This is a genomic window from Streptomyces sp. SD31, assembly GCF_052068475.1.
Lineage (GTDB): Bacteria > Actinomycetota > Actinomycetes > Streptomycetales > Streptomycetaceae > Streptomyces.
Window position 1 is genome coordinate 105,946 of the sequence record NZ_JBQHCX010000011.1, and the last position, 20,328, is coordinate 126,273.

The window sequence follows — 20,328 nt, forward strand, 5'->3', positions numbered from 1 at the left end:
TGTGTTCAGGAATCGGGCGGCGCGTTCAGGAATCGTGCGGCGCGTTCGGGATCGTGGGGTGCTCAGGCGGTGGCGGGCGGCGGCCCCGAGCTCTCCCGCACCACCAGCTCCGGCACCGAGACGGGATGCGGGGCGACCTGCGCGGAGTCCTCCAGGGCCCCGTGCAGCAGGGCGAACGCGGCCCGCCCGAGCCCGGTGAAGTCCAGACGTACGGTGGTCAGGGACGGCGTCAGATACGCGGAGTGCGGGGCGTCGTCGAACCCGGCCACGCTGACGTCGCCGGGGACGGCACGGCCGCTCTCGTGCAGGGCGCGGAGCACCCCGAGCGCGAGGTCGTCGTTGCCGCACAGGATGGCGGTGACGGCCCGGTCCCGCGCCAGCCTCAAGCCCGCCGCGTGTCCGCCCGCGGGGCCCCAACTGCCCTGCACAGGGCGGGGTTCGGGGGCTCCCGCCTCCTTCAGGGCCTGCCGCCAGCCGCTGGTGCGGGCGCTGGTGCGCCGGGTGCTGGACGGGATGGCGACGTAGTGCACCGTCTCGTGGCCCAGGGAGAGCAGGTGACGGGTCGCCTGGTAGGCGGCCTCGCGGTCGTCGGTCCACACCCAGGGACGGTCGCCGCCGGGCGGGCTCGCCGGAGTCTCGACCACGCCGACGACCGGGAGTTCGGCGGGGACGGCGCTCAGCGCCCGCACACCGGCCGGGTCGTAGGCGATCACGATCAGCCCGCCGCCCGCGTCCGCCGCCCGCTGCACCTCGGCGGCAACGGCGGCGTCGTCCGCCGATTCCAGTACGCCGATGCCGACCGCGTAGGAAGCCGCACGGGCGGACTCCTCGATGCCCTGGAGGATCGAGGCATAGCCGTAGTGAGTGGTGTTCGCGGTGAGCACGGTCACGGCCCTGCTGCGTCCGCTGGCCAGGGCGAGCGCGGTCGCGCTGCGCCGGAAGCCCAGCTCGTCGATGGCGGCGAGCACGCGGTCCCGGGTGGTCGGCTTGACACTGGGATGGCCGTTGATCACTCGGGAGACGGTCTGGTACGAGACGCCGGCGGCGGTCGCGACGTCCCTGATGCTCGCTGGGCGCCTTGTGTGACCGGTCACATTCATGCCAGGATTGTGACCGGTCACATGGGGGCCGTCAAGAGACCGTAACGAGGGATTCACAAAGGGGAGCGCCTTGACCGGTACGGCCGACGCGGATCTCAACGGCACGCGAGTCATGTTCACTTGGGGTCATGCGGCCCTGGCGGCCGAGTTCGCCACAGCACCCGACGGGACGCTGCGGCTGGTCCGGCTCGGTGACACCGGGTCAGTGCCCGCCGCATCCGTCCACCCGGAATCCGCCCTTCCCCTCGTCGAGCTCACCGCCCTCGGGCACGGCAGCGGCTGGTCCGGCCCACGCTTCACCGGCACCGCCTTCGGTACGCGCCTGAAGTACCGGCACCACCGCACCGGCAGGCGGGGCGATCAGGAGTGGCTGACCGTCGAACTCCACGACTCGGCCACCGGGTTGACGGCGTTCGCCGAGCTGACGTCCCCCGGCGGACTGCCGGTGCTGCGTTCGCGTGTGCGGCTGCGCAACGACGGCCCCGAGCCCCTCGTCGTCCAGTCCGTCAGCAGCCTGCTGATCGGCGGCCTGCCCGCACCGGACGCCCTCGATGTGCACCGGGCCCGCAACGACTGGCTCGCGGAGTGCCGTTGGTACGCCGAGCCGCTGCGGGACACCGTCGCCGACATCAACGTCGACGCCCATCAGCACGACAGCCGGGCCGCCCTCGTCCTCGCCGGGCGCGGCAGCTGGCCCACCGACGGCCATCTGGCGATGGGGGCGCTGACGGACCGGGGGAGCGGCCGGACCTGGCTGTGGCAGATCGAGTCCCCGGCCGGCTGGCGCTGGGACCTGGGCGAACGCGCGCACGGCACGTATCTGGCGCTGAACGGCCCCACGGACGCGGAGCACCAGTGGCGGGTCCGGCTCGCCCCGGGCGCGGAGTTCACCACCGTGCCGGGGGTACTGGCTCTCGGCTCCGGGTTCGACGCGGCCATGGGCGCGCTGACCTCGTACCGCCGCGCCGTGCGCCGCCCGCACCCCGACCACACGGCACTCCCGGTCGTCTTCAACGACTACATGAACACGCTCATGGGTGACCCGACCACCGAGAAGCTGCTGCCCCTGATCGACGCGGCGGCCGAGGCGGGCGCGGAGTACTTCTGCGTGGACTCCGGCTGGTACGACGACTCGGCGGACGGCGGCTGGTGGGACAGCGTCGGCGAGTGGCTGCCCTCGGCGCGCCGCTTCCCCGACGGCGGCATCGGGGCGGTCCTGAACCGGATCCGGGAGCGCGGCATGGTGCCCGGGCTGTGGCTGGAGCCGGAGGTCGTCGGCGTACACAGCCCCGTCGCCGCCGCGCTCCCGCCGGACGCCTTCTTCCAACGCGACGGCGTCCGCCTCACCGAGCAGGGCCGCCATCAGCTCGACCTGCGCCATCCGGCGGCCCGCGCGCACCTCGACAAGACGGTGGACCGGATCGTCGGCGACTGGGGCGTGGGCTACCTCAAGCTGGACTACAACATCGTGATCGATCCCGGCACCCTGGCCCCCGGGGACCTCGCACCGGGGGCCGGGCTGCTCGGGCACGCCCACGCCTACCTGGACTGGCTCTCCGAGGTGCTGGACCGGCATCCGCGGCTGGTCATCGAGAACTGCGCCTCGGGCGGGATGCGGATGGACGCGGCCACGCTGGCCGTGTCCCAGCTCCAGTCCACCAGCGACCAGCAGGACCCGCTGCGCTACCCGCCGATCGCCGCCGCCGCACCGACGGCCGTACCACCCGAACAGGGCGCCGTCTGGGCGTACCCGCAGCCCGAGTACGACGACGACCTGATCGCCTTCACCCTGGGCGGGGCACTGCTCGGGCGGATCCATCTGTCGGGCCATCTGAACCGGATGTCGCAGCGCCAACTCGCCCTTGTGCGGGAGGCGGTGAGCACGTACAAGTCGATCCGCCCGGACCTCGCGCGGGCCCTGCCGTTCTGGCCGCTGGGTCTGCCCGGATGGACGGACGAGTGGCTGGCCCTGGGGATGCGGACGCCCGACGACCGCACGTCGTACATCACGGTCTGGCGGCGCGGCGGCGAGTCCGAACTAGGCCTGGCTGTACCGCACTTGGCGGGCCGGGAGGTCGGTGCGGAGGTCCTGCACCCGTCCTGTGCGCCGACCGGCTCCGCGGTCTGGGACGGGGACGGGCTGCGGGTGTCACTGCCGCGTACGCCCGGTGTCCTGTTGGTCCGTCTCACGTGACCGGGAAGATCGTCACCTCCCGGCAGTACAGGACGAACGGCCGAGAGGGGGCGTAGAGGCCGCCGGCCCCGGCGGTGTGCTCCCGCAGTCCTGAGGGCCGCGGAGGCGGGCGGGACGCGGGGACGGTCGCTGTTCAACGTCGCCCTGGCCGCGAATGTGCTGCGCGAGGCCGCCGCCATCACCACGCCACGCGGGGATGTCCTCACCACCCAGGAAGCGGGCGGTGTCAGCCTGGCCGTCCGCGAACCCCTCGGTGTCATCGCCGCGTTCGCGCCGTGGAACGCGCCGATCATCCTGGGCACGCGCGCGGTCCCAGCGGGAGCCGAGAACGCCCGCCAGGTACTGGAGCCAACTCAAGCGTCCAAATGAGATGACCTCTTAGGTCGGCCGACCCACCCGCAGAACGCGGGTGAGCGGTTCGAGCGGAACTCGGCCGCGGAGCTGGCCCACTTCACTGAGCCTGATCCAACCTCATGCTGACGTGACGTGGTGGAGGACGAGGACGGCCTTCACGATGTCGGTGATCCGGTTAGTGCTGCAGCGGAGTTTCCGCAGGAGCCGCCAGCCCTTGAGGGTAGCCATGGCCTGCTCGCCAAGGCAGCGAATCTTGGCGTGGGTGCTGTTGTGCCGACGCTTCCATCGTGTGAGGCGTCGACCGCGGAAGGGGACTCGGATTGGGTGGCCGGCGCCCTGGTACGCCTTGTCGGCCCAGCACTTGAGAGCCACGCCAGCCAGCGCGTCGATGATGCCATGGGCACGCGCGGCGGTCGGTCGTGGGTGGATCCAGTCAGCGCGGGCGAGGCCCACAACAGCCGTCCAAACGGGTCGGTGAGGACCTGCACGTTCATGCCGTGGCGCTTGTGCTTTCCGGAGTAGTACGGGGTGTCCGCGGTGATTCGGTCGATCGGCAGGAGCGTTCCGTCGAGGATCACGAACGCCAGGCGGCTCATGGTCTTCATGGCCTGAGTGAGGTTGGGGGCGAACGCGGCCAGGACCTCGATCGCCTCGCGGATGTAGCGGTAGACCGTCGCGAACCCGGCGGCGAGTTGGGCGTAGGTGTCACCGCAACGTAGGTGCGCAAGGACCAGCAAGGACTGGCGACCTGGCGTGATCCGACGCCATCGGGTGCCGATCTCGCGCCGACGGGCAGCCAAATGCTGGGCGAAGTGGCGCAGGTGCGCGCTGGACAGATCGATCGCCGATGGGTAGACAAGCACGCGAAGCTCCTGGCAGACACGGGTGATCTTGGTCGTGAACCCGTCTACCAGGAGCTTCACCAGTTCGTACAGCACGCCAACTGCCAGCCTCCACCCTCAGGTTGGAAAGGGCTCAGTAGGTCGGGCGGAACTGATCAAGCGATTGGGGTGATGAGTGGATAACCCCTCTGCGCTACGCGCTCTCATAGGCGTGTGTCTGCCAGCTGCCATGTGAGGGCGCACGTTACGGTGTTTCCTTTTCGGACCGGGACGAGGCGCAGGCGCCGGTCTGGGAGAAGATGTGCACGCCGACGTAGTTGCTTTTTCGGATTGAACGGCCATGTGCAGCTGGTGAGTTGATGCACCGTTTCGTTGTCCTCGACGTGATAACGGCCGGTGTAGGCGACCGCTTTACGAAGGTGGAACCGCTGTGAGCGGCCGATTTCCATGACGACGGAAACGTCCCCCTGCGGCGTGTAGACGAGTGTGCCCTCGGCGTAGATGCGGACTGGGCGAGTGCGCCACTTCACTTCCATGTCGATGAGGTGCCATGTGCCAACCAGTGCTTTTTGCGTCAATTCGTTCATGTGATCGGAGACGTTCCTGTCGGGGGCGGCAAGGAGGCTCAGGTGCGTCGGCAGGGTGTAGTTCTGCACGCTTAACCTCACATCTCGGCAGTGAGGGTATTCGCGCGCGTAGCAACTTATAGCCTTCGCGATTTTCCTATCACTCGTTCAGGTGATCTTCGACCCCCCCCAAGTGTAGAGTGAACGGATTCAGCGGGTAGTCGTTGTTGCTGGTCAGTGCCTCTATCGACCGGCTCTCGGTGGGCTGGCGTGAGTAGGGCTTTGCAGTTCCTCGTGCGCGGCGAAATGGAAGTTCATGGGAGCATCCGCGCTGTCGATCACGGCTTTCTGCGCCGTGGCGGCCGAAGCCTGCGGTGGGAGAACTTTCAGTGAACGCCAATATCAGCCCGGGGCGGTCTCGGCAGATCGCCATCGTCGGTGCCGCCTGTCGACTGCCCGGCGGTATCGTCGACCTTGACGGTTTGTGGCGGGCCTTGGAGCAGGAGCGGGACCTGATCGGTGAGGCCCCTGCGGACCGTTTCGACCGCGAGCGCTTCGTCGACTCGGCCATGCCGCGGGCGGGAAAGAGCTACACCGCGGCGGGCGGGTTCCTGCATGATGTGGCGTCCTTCGACGCTGACTTCTTCGGCATCACGCCGAAGGAAGCCGCCCGGATGGATCCGCAGCATCGCATGCTGCTGGAGCTGGCGGTGGAGGCACTCGACGATGCAGCCCTCTCTGCGCGCGAGTTGGCCGGTTCGGACACTGCGGTCTACGTCGGCATCTCAGATGCCTCCTACGCCGCGCTGCAGATGATGCAGAGCCGTTCTGTCAACGCCTACACCATGGCCGGAGGCGCCTCCAGCCTCGCGGCGAACCGCCTCTCACACTTCTTGGACCTGCGTGGTCCCAGCATGGCGATCGACACGGCCTGTTCCTCATCCCTGGTGGCTCTGGACCGGGCTTGCCGCACCTTGCACGAGGGCACCAGCCGTACGGTTCTCGCCGCGGGTGCCAACGTGCTGCTCAGTCCCTACCACTATGTGGGCTTCTCGCAGGCGTCCATGCTGTCCCGGCACGGGCGGTGCGCGCCCTTCTCGGCCCATGCGGACGGGTTCGTGCGGGCCGAGGGGGGCGGGCTGGTGGTCCTCAAGCGGCTGGAGGATGCGCTGGCCGACGGGGACCGGATCCATGGAGTGATCCTGGGCAGCGGCTCGAACAGCGACGGCCGCACCCTTGGCGTGTCCTTGCCCAACCCCCGTGCTCAGGAGGACCTGTTGTGGCAGGTCTATGAACAGGCCGGGGTGGAGCCCGACGAGCTGGTGTATTTCGAGGCACACGGCACGGGCACGCTGGTGGGGGATCCGGCCGAGTGCCAGGCGATCGGACGGGCCCTGGGCGTGCGCCGCACCACGGTGCTGCCCATCGGATCGGTTAAATCCAACCTCGGCCACCTAGAGCCCGCCTCCGGGATGGCGGGCCTGTTCAAGGCGCTGCTCGTCCTGCGCTACGGAACGGCTCCGGCCACGTTGCATACCCTGCCGGCCAATCCCGACATCGACTTCGCGGCGCTCAACGTGGCCCCGGTCGCCCAAGCCATGCCGCTGGAGACGGTTGAGCAGCCCGTGGTGGGAGTGAACTCCTTCGGGTTCGGCGGCTCCAACGCTCACGTCATCCTCGCGCCTGCTCCTGCCACGGTGCCTGCGGCACGGCAGTCGGTCGACGAGGACAGCGCGCTGCGCCCGGTGATCGTCTCAGCGCGCTCCGCGCAGGCGCTGCGGGAGGCGGCAGCCCGCATGGGCATGTGCCTACGACAAGCCGACCCGGCTGACTTCTACGATCTCGCGTACACCTCGAGCCGGCGCCGCGGGCTGCACCGACACCGAGCGGTCGTGCTGGCCCGGACCTCCCAGGAGGCGCAACAACGTCTGGGCAGGCTCTTCGCCCCGTCTCCGGCATCCGACGACGAGGCGGATGTGCAGCCAGGTTTTCCTGTGCCGGACGCCGGCGTCGGGGCTGTGGGTGAGGCCACGGAGCGCGGGCGGGTGGCGTTCGTCTTCTCCGGCAACGGTTCGCAATGGGCGGGCATGGGGGCCGACCTGCTCACCAGTGACCTTGTCTTCCGTGATGCGGTGCACGAGGTGGATGCCGTGTTGCGGCCGCATCTGGGCTGGGCGGTGTTTGACCGGCTCACTACGGTCAACGCAGAGGAGATGGCGGCCACGGAGACCGCCCAGCCTCTGCTGTTCGTTCTGCAGGTCGCTACGGCCGCCGTGTTGCGCAAGCGGGGCATTTCACCAGTTTCGGTGGTCGGGCACAGTGTGGGTGAAGTAGCTGCCGCCTACGTAGCGGGTGCCTTGAGCTTGGAGCAGGCGGCCCGCGTCATCGCGGAGCGCAGCCGGGCTCAGGCACGCACGGTCGGCAGTGGCCGGATGGCGGCCGTGGCTCTACCGCCCGAGCAAGCGGTGGAGCTTCTCGCCAGCTATCCCGGGGTGGAACTGGCGGCAGTCAACTCCGAACGCGACGTGACGGTGGCCGGCCCTCAGGACGAAGTGCTGCGGCTCGCGTCGGACCTGGCGGTCAGGGAAGTTGCCTGCAGGGTACTGGAGTTGGACTACGCCTTCCACACGGCTGCCATGGAAGGGCTGCGGGAGCCGCTGGGTGAGGCCCTTGCGGGGCTGACCCCGTCGCCCGCGCGCATCCCCTTCTTCTCCACCGTGACGGGCAAAAGAACCGAGGGAACCGAGCTGGATGCCGGCTACTGGTGGCACAACGTGCGCGCCACCGTCCAGTTCGCGCCCGCTGTCAAGGCGGTCCTCACCGACGGCGCGGACGTGCTCGTGGAGATCGGACCGCATCCGGTGCTGCGCTCCTACCTGCGCCGAGCCGTCGCGAGCGAACGCATGCCGACGGCCGTGGTGCCCACATTGCGGCGCGACGCCTGCGGGCCGACCGCCCTGCGCCAGACCACGGAAAGGGTGATGGCCGCCGGCGCCGACCTCGACTGGAGCGTCTACTTCCCGCAGCCGGGACGGGTGGTGGACCTGCCAGCCTATCCCTGGCAGCGCAGCCGTCACTGGCAGGGGGCTCCGCAGGACTGGGTCCGCACCAGCGGCACCGGTCTCATCGACCACCCCCTCCTGGGCGAGCGCATGCCCGGTCCGCACCCTGTGTGGCACGGGGCGATCGAGCCGACTCTGGTTCCCTGGCTGATCGATCACAAGATCGCCGGCTCGGTGGTCATGCCCGCCACCGGCTACGTGGAGATGGCTTTGGCTGCTGGCCAGCGCGCCCTGGGGGCACCCGTGGAGGTGGAGCATCTGCACATCGCCACGGCGCTGGTGGTGCCATGGGCCGACGCCTCCAGCGTCCACACCCAGCTGGCCATCAACACCGACGACGGACTGGTCACCATCACCAGCACCGACCAGCTCACGCAGCAACCGCGCCAGCACGTGCGCGCCCGCGTACGGGCCCGTCTCGGTCTCCAACCCGACCAGGTCGAAGTGGCGGACCTGCGTCAGAGCTGCCACCGCCCCCTGTCGGCTGTCGACTTCTACGCGGAAGTGGACCGGCAGGGTCTGCAGTACGGGCCAGCTTTCCAGGTACTGACCGAACTGTGGAAGGGGGACCGGGAGGTGCTGTCCCAATACGAGCACCGCGCGGATGACTCGCCCTTCACCGTGCACCCCGCTCTGCTGGACGGGGCCCTGCAGACCGGCGCGCCGCTCCTCATGGAGAAGGTGCTGGAGGAGAGCTCCGGCTACTTGCCGTCCGGCATCGAGGCGGTCCGTGTCTGGCGTACCCCCTCCCCACGCGGGCTCGTCCACGTACGTGAGCGTTCCTTCACTCATGCCGAGACGTGCTGGGACATCACCATCATGGACGAGGACGGCACGGTCACCGTCGAGCTAGAAGGCTGCCGACAGCGCCGGTTCACCCACCCAAACAGCGCCCCAGCCATGCGATATCACACCGAGATGCGTGCCGCGCCCCTGCCGGCCGCTTCGACGCTGCCCGCTGCTCTCCCCACCACGACTGAGATCGCTACCGCGTGCGAGCGACAGATCAGCGAAGTACAGCAGGCGGCTTGCCAGTGGCGTCCCGAGGCCGCCATCGGGCTGCTCAAGCGGTTGCATGTGCACGGCATTGCCGAGCACGTGGCAAAACTCCTGCCTGACCCTGCCGTACCCTTCGCCATTGAAGATCTGGTCCGTGCAGGACTACAAGCGTCGCATGTTGCCCTCTTCGAGCACGTTCTGTCGATGGAGGAGTGGCGCGAGATCGCCGAGCCGGCCGAAGGCGGAGTATGGCGAATGACTGCTGCACCCCAAGCACGCGCCCTCTTCTGCGAAATTGCGCGTAGCCACCCCGATCTTTCCAGCGAGCTCGTGATTGGGGCCCGTAGCCATGCTCACGCAGAGGCAGTCTTTCGCGGCCAAGAGGACGCGCTGGAAACGCTGACGGGCGGTGGAGCAGCGTCCGCATTGGAGCAGTTCTACGACATCGGACGTTTCTGTCGTTCCTACAACCAGGCTGCTCAGGCAGTCGTGCAAGAGCTTGCACGACGCTGGCCGGCCGACCGCCCGCTGCGTGTTCTGGAAGTCGGTGCCGGAACCGGCGGAATGACCAGCGCTCTGCTGCCGTTCCTCCCGGCCGATCGCACCGCATACCTGTTCACCGACCTGTCCGCGTACTTCCTCTCTCGTGCCCGGCAGCGTTTCGCCCGCTACGACTTCGTCGAGTTCGGGACCTTCGACATGGATGAGGACCCGGCAGACCAAGGGCTGACCGAAGGCAGCTTCGACCTGGTGGTGGCGGCCAACGCGCTCCATACCGGCAAAGACCTCACCGCCGCCGTCCGACGGATCGACGCGCTCTTGGCGCCCGGCGGGCATTTGCTGGCCTTCGAATCCCACTCCACCGAGGCACTGGCCACGCTTGTCGGCCTACTCGACAGCTTCTGGCACCATCGAAACGACCACGGCCTGCGCCCGGTATCAGCGCTGCTGCCCTGCAACGCCTGGCCCAAGCTGCTCAGACAGGGCGGCTTCACCGACATCGTGCAAAGCCACCTGCTGCCCGGATCGATGCGCGACGCGCTCTCCCTCCTCCTGGCCACCGCCTCGGACAAGCCCCGGCCTATGCCGGCCCCACCTGCAGACCAGCAAGTACCAGGCACCGTAATCCTGGCTACCGAAGCAGTGAGTGAAGAGTTGTTGGCTGCCGCAGTGGAGGCGGAGCTGTCGCGCACCTCACCCGTCCAGGTCCAGCGCATCCAAGCCAGCGAGGACGCGGGGGACTGGCAGCGCGCCATCGACCAGCCATCCCAGGACGTACACCTGGTACTGCTGCTCGCCGATGACGCCCCCCAAGAGCCCGAACGCCTTGTGGCCCACACCACCCGGCGTGCTGCACTCATGCGCGCCATGGCACATGCCTGCCAGCATCTGGCCTCAGAGTCCCCGGGCTGGCTATGGCTGGTCACCCGGCCCAGTGGCGCACTGCCCTCGCCCGAGAATCCCACCCATGTGGCCGATGCCGCCGCCTGGGGCGCCGCACGCACCCTGGCCAACGAGTTTCCCGACCTCCAGGTACGCCGTATCAGCCTGGAACGATCCACCGAGCAGGACTCCGACGCCAGGCGGCTGGCCGACGAACTACGTGCCTGCACCGAGGAAGACGAAGTGGCCCTCACCCGCGGCGGCCGGTTCGTCCCTCGCCTCCTGCCGCTGCCCGCCACCACACCCCAGCCGCCTCACTCCTACGCCCTCAGCGTCCGAAAGCCCGGACTGTCCTACCAACTCGTGTGGGAGGAGGTGGCTCTGCCAGTCCCGGGGCCCGAGGAGGTGACAATCGCCGTGCGTGCTGCCGCCCTGAACTACCGCGACATCATGGCCGCGACCGGACTTCTTCCCCCCGAGGCCCTGGAGCGCGACCCGAGCCCCGTCCCCGGCCTCGAATGTGCCGGTGTGGTCACCGCCGTCGGCGACCGCGTGACCGGGCTGAGCATCGGCGACAAGGTCTACGCACTGGCTGCCGGCACCCTCGCTTCCCACACCACCGCACCAGCGCAAGCGGTGTGCCACATGCCCGAAGGTATGGCCTTCGAAGATGCCTGCACACTCCCCGTAGCCTTCTCGACCGTCCACTACAGCCTTGAGCACCTGGCACGGCTGCGCAAGGGCGAGACGGTGCTGGTCCACGGCGGAGCAGGTGGCATCGGGCTTGCCGTACTGCAGTTCGCCGCCCGAAGAGGTGCGCACGTCATCGCCACCGCCGGCAGCGAAGCCAAACGCGAACTACTGCACCTGCTCGGAGCCCAGCACGTCCTCGACTCACGCAGCCTCGACTTCGCCCCCCAGATCAAGAACCTCACCGATGGCCAGGGCGTCGACGTCGTCGTGAACTCGCTGGCCGGGGAAGCCATCAGCCGCAGCCTGGAACTGCTGCGTCCAGGCGGACGGTTCGTCGAGCTCGGCAAACTCGACATCCTGGAGAACAATCCGCTCTCCCTGCGCCCCTTCAAGAACAACCTGGCGTTCTTCGGCGTCGACCTGACCGCCTTGACTCAACAGCCCGAGGCGGCGCGCAGGCTCGTGGAGCAGGTAGGCCACCATGTGGAGGCCGGTGACTACCGCCCCCTGCTGCACAGCACCTACCCCGCCGCCCGGGTCGATGAAGCGTTCGCGCTGATGCAGCATTCCCGCCATATCGGGAAGGTCGTCGTCGCCTTCGACTCCCTGGACGAGCAGCCGGCAGTGGAACCCCGCCCTGAACAGATGCGGCTGGACCCGGACGGTACCTACCTCATCACCGGCGGACTCAGCGGTTTCGGCGCGGCTACTGCCCGCTGGCTCGCCGAGCGAGGCGCCCGCCATCTGGCCCTGGTCAGCCGCCGAGGCCACCTCGCACCTGAGGCACCGGAACTCCTGGAGGAAATGGCCCGACGCGGAGTGCAGGCACGCGCCTATTCCGGCGACGTCACCGACGAGGCGGCGATGCGCACCCTCTTCGACGACCTCGATGCCGGCGCGCACCGGCTGCGCGGTGTGGTGCACTGCGCCATGCACCTCGATGACGCACCACTGGACGAGCTGACCGGCGAGCGCTTCTCGGAGGTGCTGGCTCCCAAGGTTCAGGGAGCCATGGTGTTGGACCGGCTCACCCGCAACCGGGACCTCGACCTGTTCCTCCTGTACTCCTCCATGGCTGCCGATATCGGCAACATCCACCAAGCTCCCTACGCAGCGGGAAACCTCTACCTCAATGCTCTGGCCCGACAGCGACGGCAGGCCGGGCTGCCGGCTCAGGCCATCGCCTGGGGAGCCCTCGACGAGACCGGATACGTCTTCCGCAACAACCTCACCGGCCAGCTCACTGCCGTAGGCCTGGAACCACTCAAACTCAAGGACGCCTTCGCCACCGCCGACGACGTGCTCACCCGGAACATTCCCGTGGCCGGCGCCGCGCGCTGCAACTGGAGCCGGCTCCGCACCCTGCTGCCTAACGTCACCGCTCCGCGGTACACCCTGCTCGTCCCCGCCGATGAAGAGATCGACGGCCAAAGCCAGGAGGAGTTCCTGGCCTCCCTGACGGCCATGTCCCCTGAGGACTCCCGCGCCGCTCTACAGCAGGCCGTCACCCGGAACCTCGCCGCTGCCATGCAGACCGAACCTGACGCACTCGACCCTCACCGCCGGCTCGATGAATACGGGCTCGACTCCCTGATGGCTACCGAGCTCCTCGTCACGGTGCGACAGCAGTTCAACATCGACATCCCACCAATGGAATTTCTGCGCAGCGGCACCACCATCCACGACCTCACTACCTTGCTGTACAATCGGCTGCTGCCCACCCTCGCGACCCCACCAACCCCCTCCGCCGCTGCCACAAGCTCTCAGTTGCCGGCGCAAGCAACACCCGGGAAGGCCCCTGTGAGCCCCTCCGGTTGATTGCTCGTTCGCTCAACCAGTACGAGTGGCGGCCCACTGCTGACGAAGTCGCGTGCGGTGCTGAGTTCTTCCAGCTGGTTAAGGGCATGGAGGAGGCGGAGCGCCCGGATTTCCCCCGGCACACGAGCGCGAGGCCGTGGACACTGCGGCTGCGCACGGAGAACGTCGTCGTGCTGGACGAGGAAGTCGCTTTGCTGCGGGAGGAGTTCTTGCCCGGGTGGCGCACCCGTCTGCCCGACGGCTCGCCCATGGTCGAGCTGATCGATCTCTATGTCCGGGGCGCGCAGCCAGTGCTACGGCACGTGGAGGCCGTGCGGGTTGCCTGGGATGGCGTTGTTCTACCCGAGCCGGCGATCGACGACGTTGCTCGTCATGCGCGGTACTCGGGTGCGCCGACAGATGAGGTCACGGCCCGGCTGTGGTTCGAGACCGCCGCCCGCTGGGAGGAACGGTCGGATCGGCGCTCGCTGTGGGAGGCGATGGAACCGGCATGGAACCACCTCGGGGACGTGCGGTCCACCGTGATGGCTGCGGTGAGCGGGGACGTCGAGTACTGACGGCGCGCGGCGCGCCTCGGTTCGGATCAGCGTGCACCGTGCGGCCCACCCCCCCAGCCCCCCAGCGGCGGCCAGTTGCCGAAGCCGTACCCGACCGCAAAGCCGCGACACGACGTAATCCAGCCGACACAACGGCATGCAGCGAAGCAGGGGCACACTCCGGTGCGGCACCTACGAAACGCGCAGGGGCGGCCTCGTCGACTCGGTGGGGCCCTCCGATCGCGAGGCTGTCCAGCTCGGGACTGATCCGGGCTTCATCATCGAGTCGGACACGTCCACCGACGGGTCATGAGAATGTCAGCAGGCCCGAGCGAGAGCAGCACGGCGCGCAACCGGATCGGGTGACATTGAGTTACCGCGAACGGCGGAACAGCGTTCTTGTCATGCAAGCTGATGAAGTCACACGACAAGGACATCTCCCTGTGAATCTTTCGTCTCGCGCCGCCCTTCTCGCCCTTGCCGCGGCCGCCGCCGTCGGTACTTCCGCCGCTCCCGCCGCCGCGGGTGGCATCGGCGCAATCGGACTGCCGGCCCACGACAACTACTGCGCGAACGTCGGGCAGCAGTCGCAGGCCGACCGCACCCAGGAGGGCGCGGCCCCGCTGGGCGCCAACCTGGTGCAGGCGCCGCTGCTCATCCAGCGCAACAGGTGCGCCAACACCGACTACGGCACCGGGCTGGGCGGGCCGCTGGGCGCGTGACGGAGCACGGAGGACAGCGGTGACCGAGACGGTTGTGGCAGCAGACTCGCACGTTGTGGTGGTGTCGCTGCGCAAGAGCGGCACCCACCTGATCGGTGAGGTGATGAAGGCGCTGGGCTATGCGCCGTTCGGCGCCGTACGGGCGTCCGGCGACGTGGAGTTCGCCGACCCGGTACAGGTACGGCGGCTTCTGGAGGTCGCCTACGGGTCCGAGGAGGCCGGACGGCTGCTCGGCGGCCACGACCGAACGGCGCTGGCGGCAGCGTTCGAGGCCGTCGTCGCGGCCCTGCACAAGGTGTGGGCGATCCGGCTCGGGGCGCCCACACCGCTGTCCCTGCCCGGCGTTCCCGGGGTGGACGCCGGCCTGGTGGGGCGTCTGCTGTGCGCGCCGGAGGCAGCCGACTTCCATCTGCTGCCCGGCCGGTGCTGCTGGTTCGTCCACCAGCTCGACCTCACCGCCGCCGACCCCGCCTTCCTCAACACCTGGCTCGACACCGGCAGGCCGAGGATCGTCTTCAACTACCGGAGCCTGCCGGACATCCTCGTCTCCACCATCAACTTCCTGGTCCGCGACGCGCCACCGGACCGGCCCGACCCGGTGGGCACCTTCCCCGACCACCGCGTCTACCGCGACATCCTGCGCTCTCTGCCCGACATGGACGCCCGACTCCACCTCGCGCTGACCGACCCCGGCTTCCCCGGCATGGAGACGGCCCGCCGTTCCCTGTGGCTGCTGCGCCACCCGGCCGTGTGCAAGGTGTCGTTCGAGGAACTCATCGGGCCTCACGGCGGCGGCACCAGCATCGCCCAGCAGGCCGCCGTCGCCCGCATCGCCGACTTCCTCGGCAACCACGCCGCCCACCCCGCAACCATCGCCGAGCAGATCTTCAACCCGAACTCCTTCACCTTCCACCAGGGCAGGACAGGAACATGGCGCGAGAACTTCGGCCCGCGCCATGAGGAACTCCTCCAGCGCAACTACGGTGACGTCGCGTCTGCGTACGGAGCCCCAGCAGCGACGAACTCCTCCGCCTGCTACGGGACTTGATTCTTTCCGCCGCCCCGCCCTGACCGCGCCCGCCTCTTTTCGGGGCCCGGACAGGCGACGGTGACCGGCTCGTCGGCGCCGACGTCGACGACCAGGGTGGAGCACCCGTGCCAGAAGTCCGGGGCGCCAAACGGCCGGAACCCTCCTGCGACCGGCGTCACCGACGCCGAATTCCACAGCAGCGCCGTGTACCAGCCGCGGTGGACGTTGCTGGCCATGGCTGTCGGGCCCGGCGTGCCATCGGCGCGGAGGGTGGTCACGCTCAGGCCGCGTCCTGAATGGAGGTGACTCGCGCCCTCCACGAGTCGGTGTCGATGAGGCTGTGCCCGAGCTTGTACGCGTTGAGGTTGGCGAACCGTATGGTTCGTGGCATCTCCAACTCCTCTTTGTCCGAATAGGGGTGGGACAGTAGCCAGGCGGCAGAACTCGGCCTGGTCAGGGAAGGTCGCGTGGTCCGTGCAGGGCGGTCGGCTGGTTCGTCATCAGCGCCCAGTACCGGTCGCCGTGGCTCCAGTGCCACCACTCGGTCGCGTAGTTCACGAGCCCGGCGGCGGACAGTGTGGCGGCCAGGGTGGTCCGGTTCGTACGGGCCTGAGGGCTGATGGAGGGAGCGCCCGTGTAGCAGGCGCCGTCGCTTTCCTCCGGGCTCGCGTTCACGCGCGTGCCCATGTCCAGCTCGCGGCCATCGGCGTCCACGAGGGTGAGGTCGACGGCGGCGCCGGCGCTGTGCGGCGCGATCTCCGGAGGAGACACGTACCGGCTGGCGGCCTCGTGCACCTGGTCCTGGGGCCAGGCAGGGTTGGCCTCGCGCAGTTCGTTCGCGTACTGCTCGAAGTAGCGTCGTTGCAGGGCGGGCGGCCTGTAACCCTCGATGAAGAGCAGCCGCAGTCCGTCGGGCAGGAGCGACTGGGCTTGAAGGAGCCGGTCGAGAACTCCCTGACGGAGATGGGCGAACGCACCCGCCGGATCGGCCCTGCGGTCGTCGACCAGCAGGACTCCACGGACATCGACGAGCGGCTCGCCGCAATCCACGACGGGGATGGGGGCCACGCGTCGGTCGGACATCAGGACGATGCTCACCTACTCCTCACGCACCTTCCGCGGCTGGCGCACTCTCGACGCCGCCCTCGGGGAGGAACTTCGCGGCCTTCTGGGCCAGCACGGCGTCGAAGAACGCGGGCGCCTCTTCGCCGAGCATCCGGTACAGCCCGATCGTGCTGGTGATCGCTGTGTCGACCATTTCTCCTTGAACATGCCGCCATGTGTGACTCTGCCCCTTTCTGGGGTTGCTGCCCCAGGCGCCGATCACGGCCTGCGCGGTCTCGCTGGCTTCCTCGGAGAGCTTGAGCGCTTGCAGCGTCCACTGCTGCTCCGGGGGCATCCCGCGCGCGGTGTCCAGGCTGGTGAAGAGATCGGCGAGACGGCCGATGGTGTCCCACGAGTGCGTATCCGACAGGGCTCCTTTCGTCAGTTGGGGATGCGCGCCGTCCGGCGTTGATCGCAAAGAGGCGTGCCGCCCGCCCCCTTTGGTGCGGGCCGGGCGCGGTGGCGCCGGGCGGACGTGGTCGCCGGACTTAGGCATGCCCGGGGCTGCTGTAGGGCTGGAACGCGGCGGGTGGATGGTCGAGCGGGAGGGCCGGGTTCCAAGCGGTCAGCCATTGGCTGCTGGCGACGAACAGTGGTTGGGGTAGCGCGGCCAGGGGCCAGAACCGCCAGGACCCGATGGTCTCCTCCCGGCGCCGCGGAGTGTCGGACCGGCTGGTGACGAGGACGGGCACCGTCAGCCGGACGACGTCGCCGACCCGGTTGAGGAGTGTGCCCAGCAGCCGTACGTCGTCGGGCGCTGCCACAAGGCCGGTTTCTTCACCGAGTTCGCGTACCGCGGCCTCGGCGAGCGCCTCGCCGGGCTCCACGGCCCCTCCGGGGACCTCCCAGGTGCCGCGCCGGTGGCAGCCCAGCAGGACACCGTCGGGACCGTGGACGATCACGCCGACGCCGAGCGCAGCGTTCGGCGCGGGCGTCGCGGGTGTGCGAGGCCGACGCGGCACCCGCTCCGGTCGGCGGGCAGCGTACAGACGGTACGACGCAGCGTTGCCCTCCTGCGGGGCGTCGATCGCGGCGACCGCCTCCAGGGCGAGGCCGTGCTCGACGAGGAGGTCCTCCCACAGCCGCGGCGCGAGGACCCACATGTGCACCAGGTGCTCCTGCTCGGTGCCCGGCAGCCGCAGCACCTCAGTGCGCGCGGCCACATCGGTCGTGGGACCGACGCCGCGGCAGTTGGTGTGCAGCGCGGTGAACAGGAAGCGCCCGCCGGGGCTAAGCCCGTTGGCCAGCGCGGGCAGGAGTCGGCGCGGGTCCATGAAGGGCACGCCGCTGACCGAGTAGATCAGGTCGTACGGATCGGCATCGCGCAGGTGAGTCACGGCGTCAGCGCACACCAGGTGGAGGCCGGGGTTGCCGGGGTAGCGGGCGGCGGCGCGCTGGTGCTGGGTGGGGGAGGCATCCACGGCGGTGACCTTCGCGCCCAGGGCGGCCATGTGGGCAGCGTGCCGCCCGAGCCCGCTGCCCAGGTCGAGCACGCGCAGTCCCTTCACGTCGCCGGAGACCTCGATGCCGGGGCCGACTTCCGGAATGTCCCAGGCCCACCTGTCCAGCTCGGGCAGCTCGATACCCCTGGCGAGCTGGTGGGCACCGTACGCGGTCCAGATACCTGTGTTCTTTGTCTCCGAGAACGGCACCCACGGGCTGAAGGTGGCTCGCCGCATCCGCACCAGCATCGTGCATGTGGACGACCAGTCGGTGGGGGACGAGCCGCAGGCTCCCTTCGGCGGACTCGCGGCCTGCGGCTACGGACGTTTCGATGGGCACTGGGGCATGGAGTCCTTCTCCCACACCCGCTGGATCATGCTCGCCACCGAGCAGGCGCACTAGCTCTTCTGAGAGCGTGCTGCCGCCATACGGGCAGCCGCGTCGTGGACGAGGCGCGCGTGCAGCTCGAACAGCGCCACCAGGTCGACGGCGTCGCCGGTGACCTCCCTGTGCACGAACAGGCCGTCGGCGCCGGCGACGGTGTAGGTGGTGAGGGTGTGTACGGCCTCCTCGTCCAGGGCGGGGAACAGGGTGGTGAGCATTTCGGCGATCTTCTGGTGGGTGATGTCGCGGACCTGGAGGAACACCGTGCGGCCCCGGGGCTCGGTGGGGCGCCGTTCCAGGGCGAGCATGAGGCCGAGGCGAAGGAAGTCGGGTGCGTCGACGAGCGACTTCGCCACGTTCGCGGCCATGGTGGTGACCCGCTCCAGCGGTGTACCGGTGTCTTCGCCCGGCAGCTCGACGGCCGTGAGCCAGGCCTCGAAGCTGCGCTCGATGACCGCGGCGATCAGGTCGTCCTTGTCCTTGAAGTGCCAGTAGATCGAGCTGGCCGGCAGCCCGCACTTGGCGCTGACGGCCGCGATGGAGGTGCCGTCGTAGCCGCGCTCGCCGGCGATCTCCACGGCGGCGTCCAGGATGCGCTGCCGCGACTCCACCCCGTTCGCACGCTTCCTGCGCGCCGTCTGCGGCCTGGTCATGGGGTGCCTCTCCGGTCGTACGGGCCGTCGACCACCGTGGAGTGGTCGTCTCCTGAAGCGTCCACTCTAATTGGAGCAACCCCTACGGCAGCAGCGGCGACCAGGAACGGCCGGGCCGGGCGCCGTCGGGTTCAGCGGTCTTGGTTGAGCGGGTGGCTGAAGCCCTTGGCGGAGATGAGCGTGGCCGCTTCGGCGAGATCGGTGGCGAAGCGCTCGACCGCCTTGTAGGGGAAGCGGTGGGTGGGTCCGCTCAGGGAGAGGGAGGCGATGACCTTGCCCGAGCGGCTGGTCACCGGCACGGCGACGGCGGTCGGTCCGCCGTCGAACTCGCTGCTGCTGACCGCATAGCCCCGCTGCGCGGACTCCCGGCCCGGTCGCGCAGCCGGTCGGCGTGCTCCTCGCCGTGAGGGGGGAGGACGCGGCGACCCGGCGCAGCAGGTGTCGGAGGCGTCGCGCAGAAGGATCTTGGACGAGGCGCCGGCCCACAGGGGCTGTTCGTCGCCGATGTCGACGACATGGCGCAGCGGGTGCGGGCTCTCCTCGTGCGCGACGCAGACCCGGCTCACGTCCCGGGCGACGAAGATGTTGACCGTCTCGGCCCAGCCGGTCGGCGAGATCGCGCATGACCTTGCGGGTCTCGCGCGGCACCTCCCACTGGCTGACCTCGGCCTGTCCGCACCGGGCCATCGTAGGCATCGACGCCCCCGGCGTCCTCGCCGAACGCGTCGCCCTCCCCGCGCACTTCGCCCACCCGGCCCCCGACGGCCTCACCGGCGCCGTCCTCGCCGCCACCGAGCCGTACACCGTCGCCACCGAGCCGTACACCGTCGCCCGCGCCGCCGTCCGCCGCAGCGGCGTGACGGCCGCCGACCGCTGTCCGGTCGTCGGTGCCGGCGCCCAGGGCCTGCTGGTCTGCCCGATCCTGTCCCGCCTCGGCATCCGGCCCATGGTCACCGAACCCCACCCGCAAAGGCTCGCCCGCGCCGGGCGGCTGGGCGCGACACCCGACGACGGCCGCACCGGGTTCACGCACGTCTTCGAGACCTCCGGCCACGCTCCCGCCCTGCGCCCGGCCGTGGACCGCTGCGCCGCCGGCGCCACCATCGTCCTGATCGGCCTCGCCCCCCACCACATGCCGCTAACCACCGACGACGTGGTCCGCCGCCAACTCGTGCTGCGCGGGTCGATGATCTACGACCACCCCGGCGACTTCACCACCGGGATCTCGACCGGGCCCAGGAGGCGTTCACCGGCGCCGCCGAACGTGCCGGGAAGACCTGGATCGGAATCGGGGGCGATGGGGACGGGGGCGAGGCGGACGGCCATCGCAACGATGGATGGACGCGATCGGAGACCTCGTAAGTCCAGGGATGGGCACCGGGGTGGGACTGGACCACAGTCGTGCCCGTTACCGGCGTAGGAGATGACGTGGTAACTCTTCGCTT

Annotated in this window: 13 protein-coding genes and 3 pseudogenes; 8 read left to right on the forward strand and 8 right to left on the reverse strand. The window is 69.3% G+C overall.

The window, feature by feature from the left end:
* Nucleotides 1-62: 62 nt before the first annotated feature.
* Nucleotides 63-1,100, reverse strand: a complete 1,038-nt coding sequence (locus tag ACTMVF_RS24130; RefSeq protein ID WP_441273186.1) for a LacI family DNA-binding transcriptional regulator — start codon at nt 1,098-1,100, stop codon at nt 63-65.
* A 70-nt stretch (nt 1,101-1,170) separates the two neighbouring features.
* Between ACTMVF_RS24130 and ACTMVF_RS24135 the strand changes: the two genes are divergently transcribed.
* Together ACTMVF_RS24135 and ACTMVF_RS24140 are read left to right on the forward strand one after the other, a co-directional pair.
* Nucleotides 1,171-3,294, forward strand: a complete 2,124-nt coding sequence (locus tag ACTMVF_RS24135) for a glycoside hydrolase family 36 protein (RefSeq protein WP_441273187.1) — start codon at nt 1,171-1,173, stop codon at nt 3,292-3,294.
* A gap of 90 nt (nt 3,295-3,384) precedes the next feature.
* A pseudogene (locus ACTMVF_RS24140) lies at nt 3,385-3,612 on the forward strand (aldehyde dehydrogenase family protein); the annotation flags it as partial.
* 153 nt (nt 3,613-3,765) lie between these two features.
* On the opposite strand, the pseudogene ACTMVF_RS24145 reads toward ACTMVF_RS24140, so the two are convergent.
* Both ACTMVF_RS24145 and ACTMVF_RS24150 read right to left on the reverse strand, forming a co-directional pair.
* Nucleotides 3,766-4,511 (reverse strand): annotated as a pseudogene (locus ACTMVF_RS24145) (transposase family protein).
* A 182-nt stretch (nt 4,512-4,693) separates the two neighbouring features.
* A complete protein-coding gene (locus ACTMVF_RS24150; RefSeq protein WP_441273188.1) occupies nt 4,694-5,146 on the reverse strand; it encodes a hypothetical protein in 453 nt (150 codons plus the stop codon).
* A 299-nt stretch (nt 5,147-5,445) separates the two neighbouring features.
* Between ACTMVF_RS24150 and ACTMVF_RS24155 the strand changes: the two genes are divergently transcribed.
* The 4 genes from ACTMVF_RS24155 to ACTMVF_RS24170 all read left to right on the forward strand — a co-directional run bounded on the left by ACTMVF_RS24155 (nt 5,446) and on the right by ACTMVF_RS24170 (nt 15,317).
* The gene (locus ACTMVF_RS24155; RefSeq protein ID WP_441273189.1) at nt 5,446-13,011 is read left to right on the forward strand and encodes an SDR family NAD(P)-dependent oxidoreductase; all 7,566 of its coding nucleotides are present in this window, start codon (nt 5,446-5,448) and stop codon (nt 13,009-13,011) included.
* An 86-nt stretch (nt 13,012-13,097) separates the two neighbouring features.
* Complete coding sequence (locus ACTMVF_RS24160; RefSeq protein ID WP_441273190.1) at nt 13,098-13,568, forward strand: hypothetical protein; 471 nt, start codon at nt 13,098-13,100, stop codon at nt 13,566-13,568.
* A gap of 422 nt (nt 13,569-13,990) precedes the next feature.
* On the forward strand, nt 13,991-14,269 hold the full coding sequence (locus tag ACTMVF_RS24165) for a hypothetical protein (RefSeq protein WP_301999784.1): 279 nt from the start codon (nt 13,991-13,993) through the stop codon (nt 14,267-14,269).
* A 19-nt stretch (nt 14,270-14,288) separates the two neighbouring features.
* Complete coding sequence (locus tag ACTMVF_RS24170; RefSeq protein ID WP_441273191.1) at nt 14,289-15,317, forward strand: hypothetical protein; 1,029 nt, start codon at nt 14,289-14,291, stop codon at nt 15,315-15,317.
* 435 nt (nt 15,318-15,752) lie between these two features.
* Here the strand turns inward: ACTMVF_RS24170 and ACTMVF_RS24175 are convergent, their stop codons facing one another.
* Genes ACTMVF_RS24175 through ACTMVF_RS24185 form a run of 3 tightly spaced genes read right to left on the reverse strand, consistent with a single transcriptional unit; the run spans nt 15,753 to nt 18,082 of the window.
* Nucleotides 15,753-16,382 (reverse strand): M15 family metallopeptidase, encoded by a 630-nt coding sequence (locus tag ACTMVF_RS24175; protein WP_441273192.1) that lies wholly within the window; start codon nt 16,380-16,382, stop codon nt 15,753-15,755.
* Between the two features lie 22 nt (nt 16,383-16,404).
* Nucleotides 16,405-16,899 (reverse strand): MazG-like family protein, encoded by a 495-nt coding sequence (locus tag ACTMVF_RS24180; protein ID WP_441273193.1) that lies wholly within the window; start codon nt 16,897-16,899, stop codon nt 16,405-16,407.
* A complete protein-coding gene (locus ACTMVF_RS24185; RefSeq protein WP_441273194.1) occupies nt 16,892-18,082 on the reverse strand; it encodes a bifunctional class I SAM-dependent methyltransferase/NUDIX hydrolase in 1,191 nt (396 codons plus the stop codon). The genes ACTMVF_RS24180 and ACTMVF_RS24185 overlap by 8 nt, the downstream gene beginning before the upstream one ends.
* Here ACTMVF_RS24185 and ACTMVF_RS24190 point away from each other — a divergent pair.
* Nucleotides 18,039-18,248: pseudogene (locus ACTMVF_RS24190) on the forward strand (aldehyde dehydrogenase family protein); the annotation flags it as partial. The gene ACTMVF_RS24185 and the pseudogene ACTMVF_RS24190 sit on opposite strands and share 44 nt — an antisense overlap.
* On the opposite strand, the gene ACTMVF_RS24195 reads toward ACTMVF_RS24190, so the two are convergent.
* On the reverse strand, nt 18,245-18,883 hold the full coding sequence (locus ACTMVF_RS24195; protein WP_441273195.1) for a TetR/AcrR family transcriptional regulator: 639 nt from the start codon (nt 18,881-18,883) through the stop codon (nt 18,245-18,247). The pseudogene ACTMVF_RS24190 and the gene ACTMVF_RS24195 overlap by 4 nt on opposite strands.
* A gap of 131 nt (nt 18,884-19,014) precedes the next feature.
* Nucleotides 19,015-19,449, reverse strand: a complete 435-nt coding sequence (locus ACTMVF_RS24200; RefSeq protein ID WP_441273196.1) for an IclR family transcriptional regulator domain-containing protein — start codon at nt 19,447-19,449, stop codon at nt 19,015-19,017.
* Between the two features lie 56 nt (nt 19,450-19,505).
* On the opposite strand from ACTMVF_RS24200, the gene ACTMVF_RS24205 reads away from it, so the two are divergent.
* Nucleotides 19,506-20,303 (forward strand): zinc-binding dehydrogenase, encoded by a 798-nt coding sequence (locus ACTMVF_RS24205; RefSeq protein ID WP_441273197.1) that lies wholly within the window; start codon nt 19,506-19,508, stop codon nt 20,301-20,303.
* Nucleotides 20,304-20,328: the final 25 nt, after the last annotated feature.

What these genes read in the sequence shown, in the direction of transcription:
- ACTMVF_RS24130 (WP_441273186.1), bottom strand. Translation starts at nt 1,100, where the DNA reads ATGAATGTGACCGGTCACACAAGGCGCCCAGCGAGCATCAGGGACGTC.
- ACTMVF_RS24160 (WP_441273190.1), top strand. Translation starts at nt 13,098, where the DNA reads ATGGAGGAGGCGGAGCGCCCGGATTTCCCCCGGCACACGAGCGCGAGG.
- ACTMVF_RS24175 (WP_441273192.1), bottom strand. Translation starts at nt 16,382, where the DNA reads ATGTCCGACCGACGCGTGGCCCCCATCCCCGTCGTGGATTGCGGCGAG.
- ACTMVF_RS24180 (WP_441273193.1), bottom strand. Translation starts at nt 16,899, where the DNA reads ATGCCTAAGTCCGGCGACCACGTCCGCCCGGCGCCACCGCGCCCGGCC.
- ACTMVF_RS24185 (WP_441273194.1), bottom strand. Translation starts at nt 18,082, where the DNA reads ATGCGGCGAGCCACCTTCAGCCCGTGGGTGCCGTTCTCGGAGACAAAG.
- ACTMVF_RS24195 (WP_441273195.1), bottom strand. Translation starts at nt 18,883, where the DNA reads ATGACCAGGCCGCAGACGGCGCGCAGGAAGCGTGCGAACGGGGTGGAG.
- ACTMVF_RS24205 (WP_441273197.1), top strand. Translation starts at nt 19,506, where the DNA reads ATGACCTTGCGGGTCTCGCGCGGCACCTCCCACTGGCTGACCTCGGCC.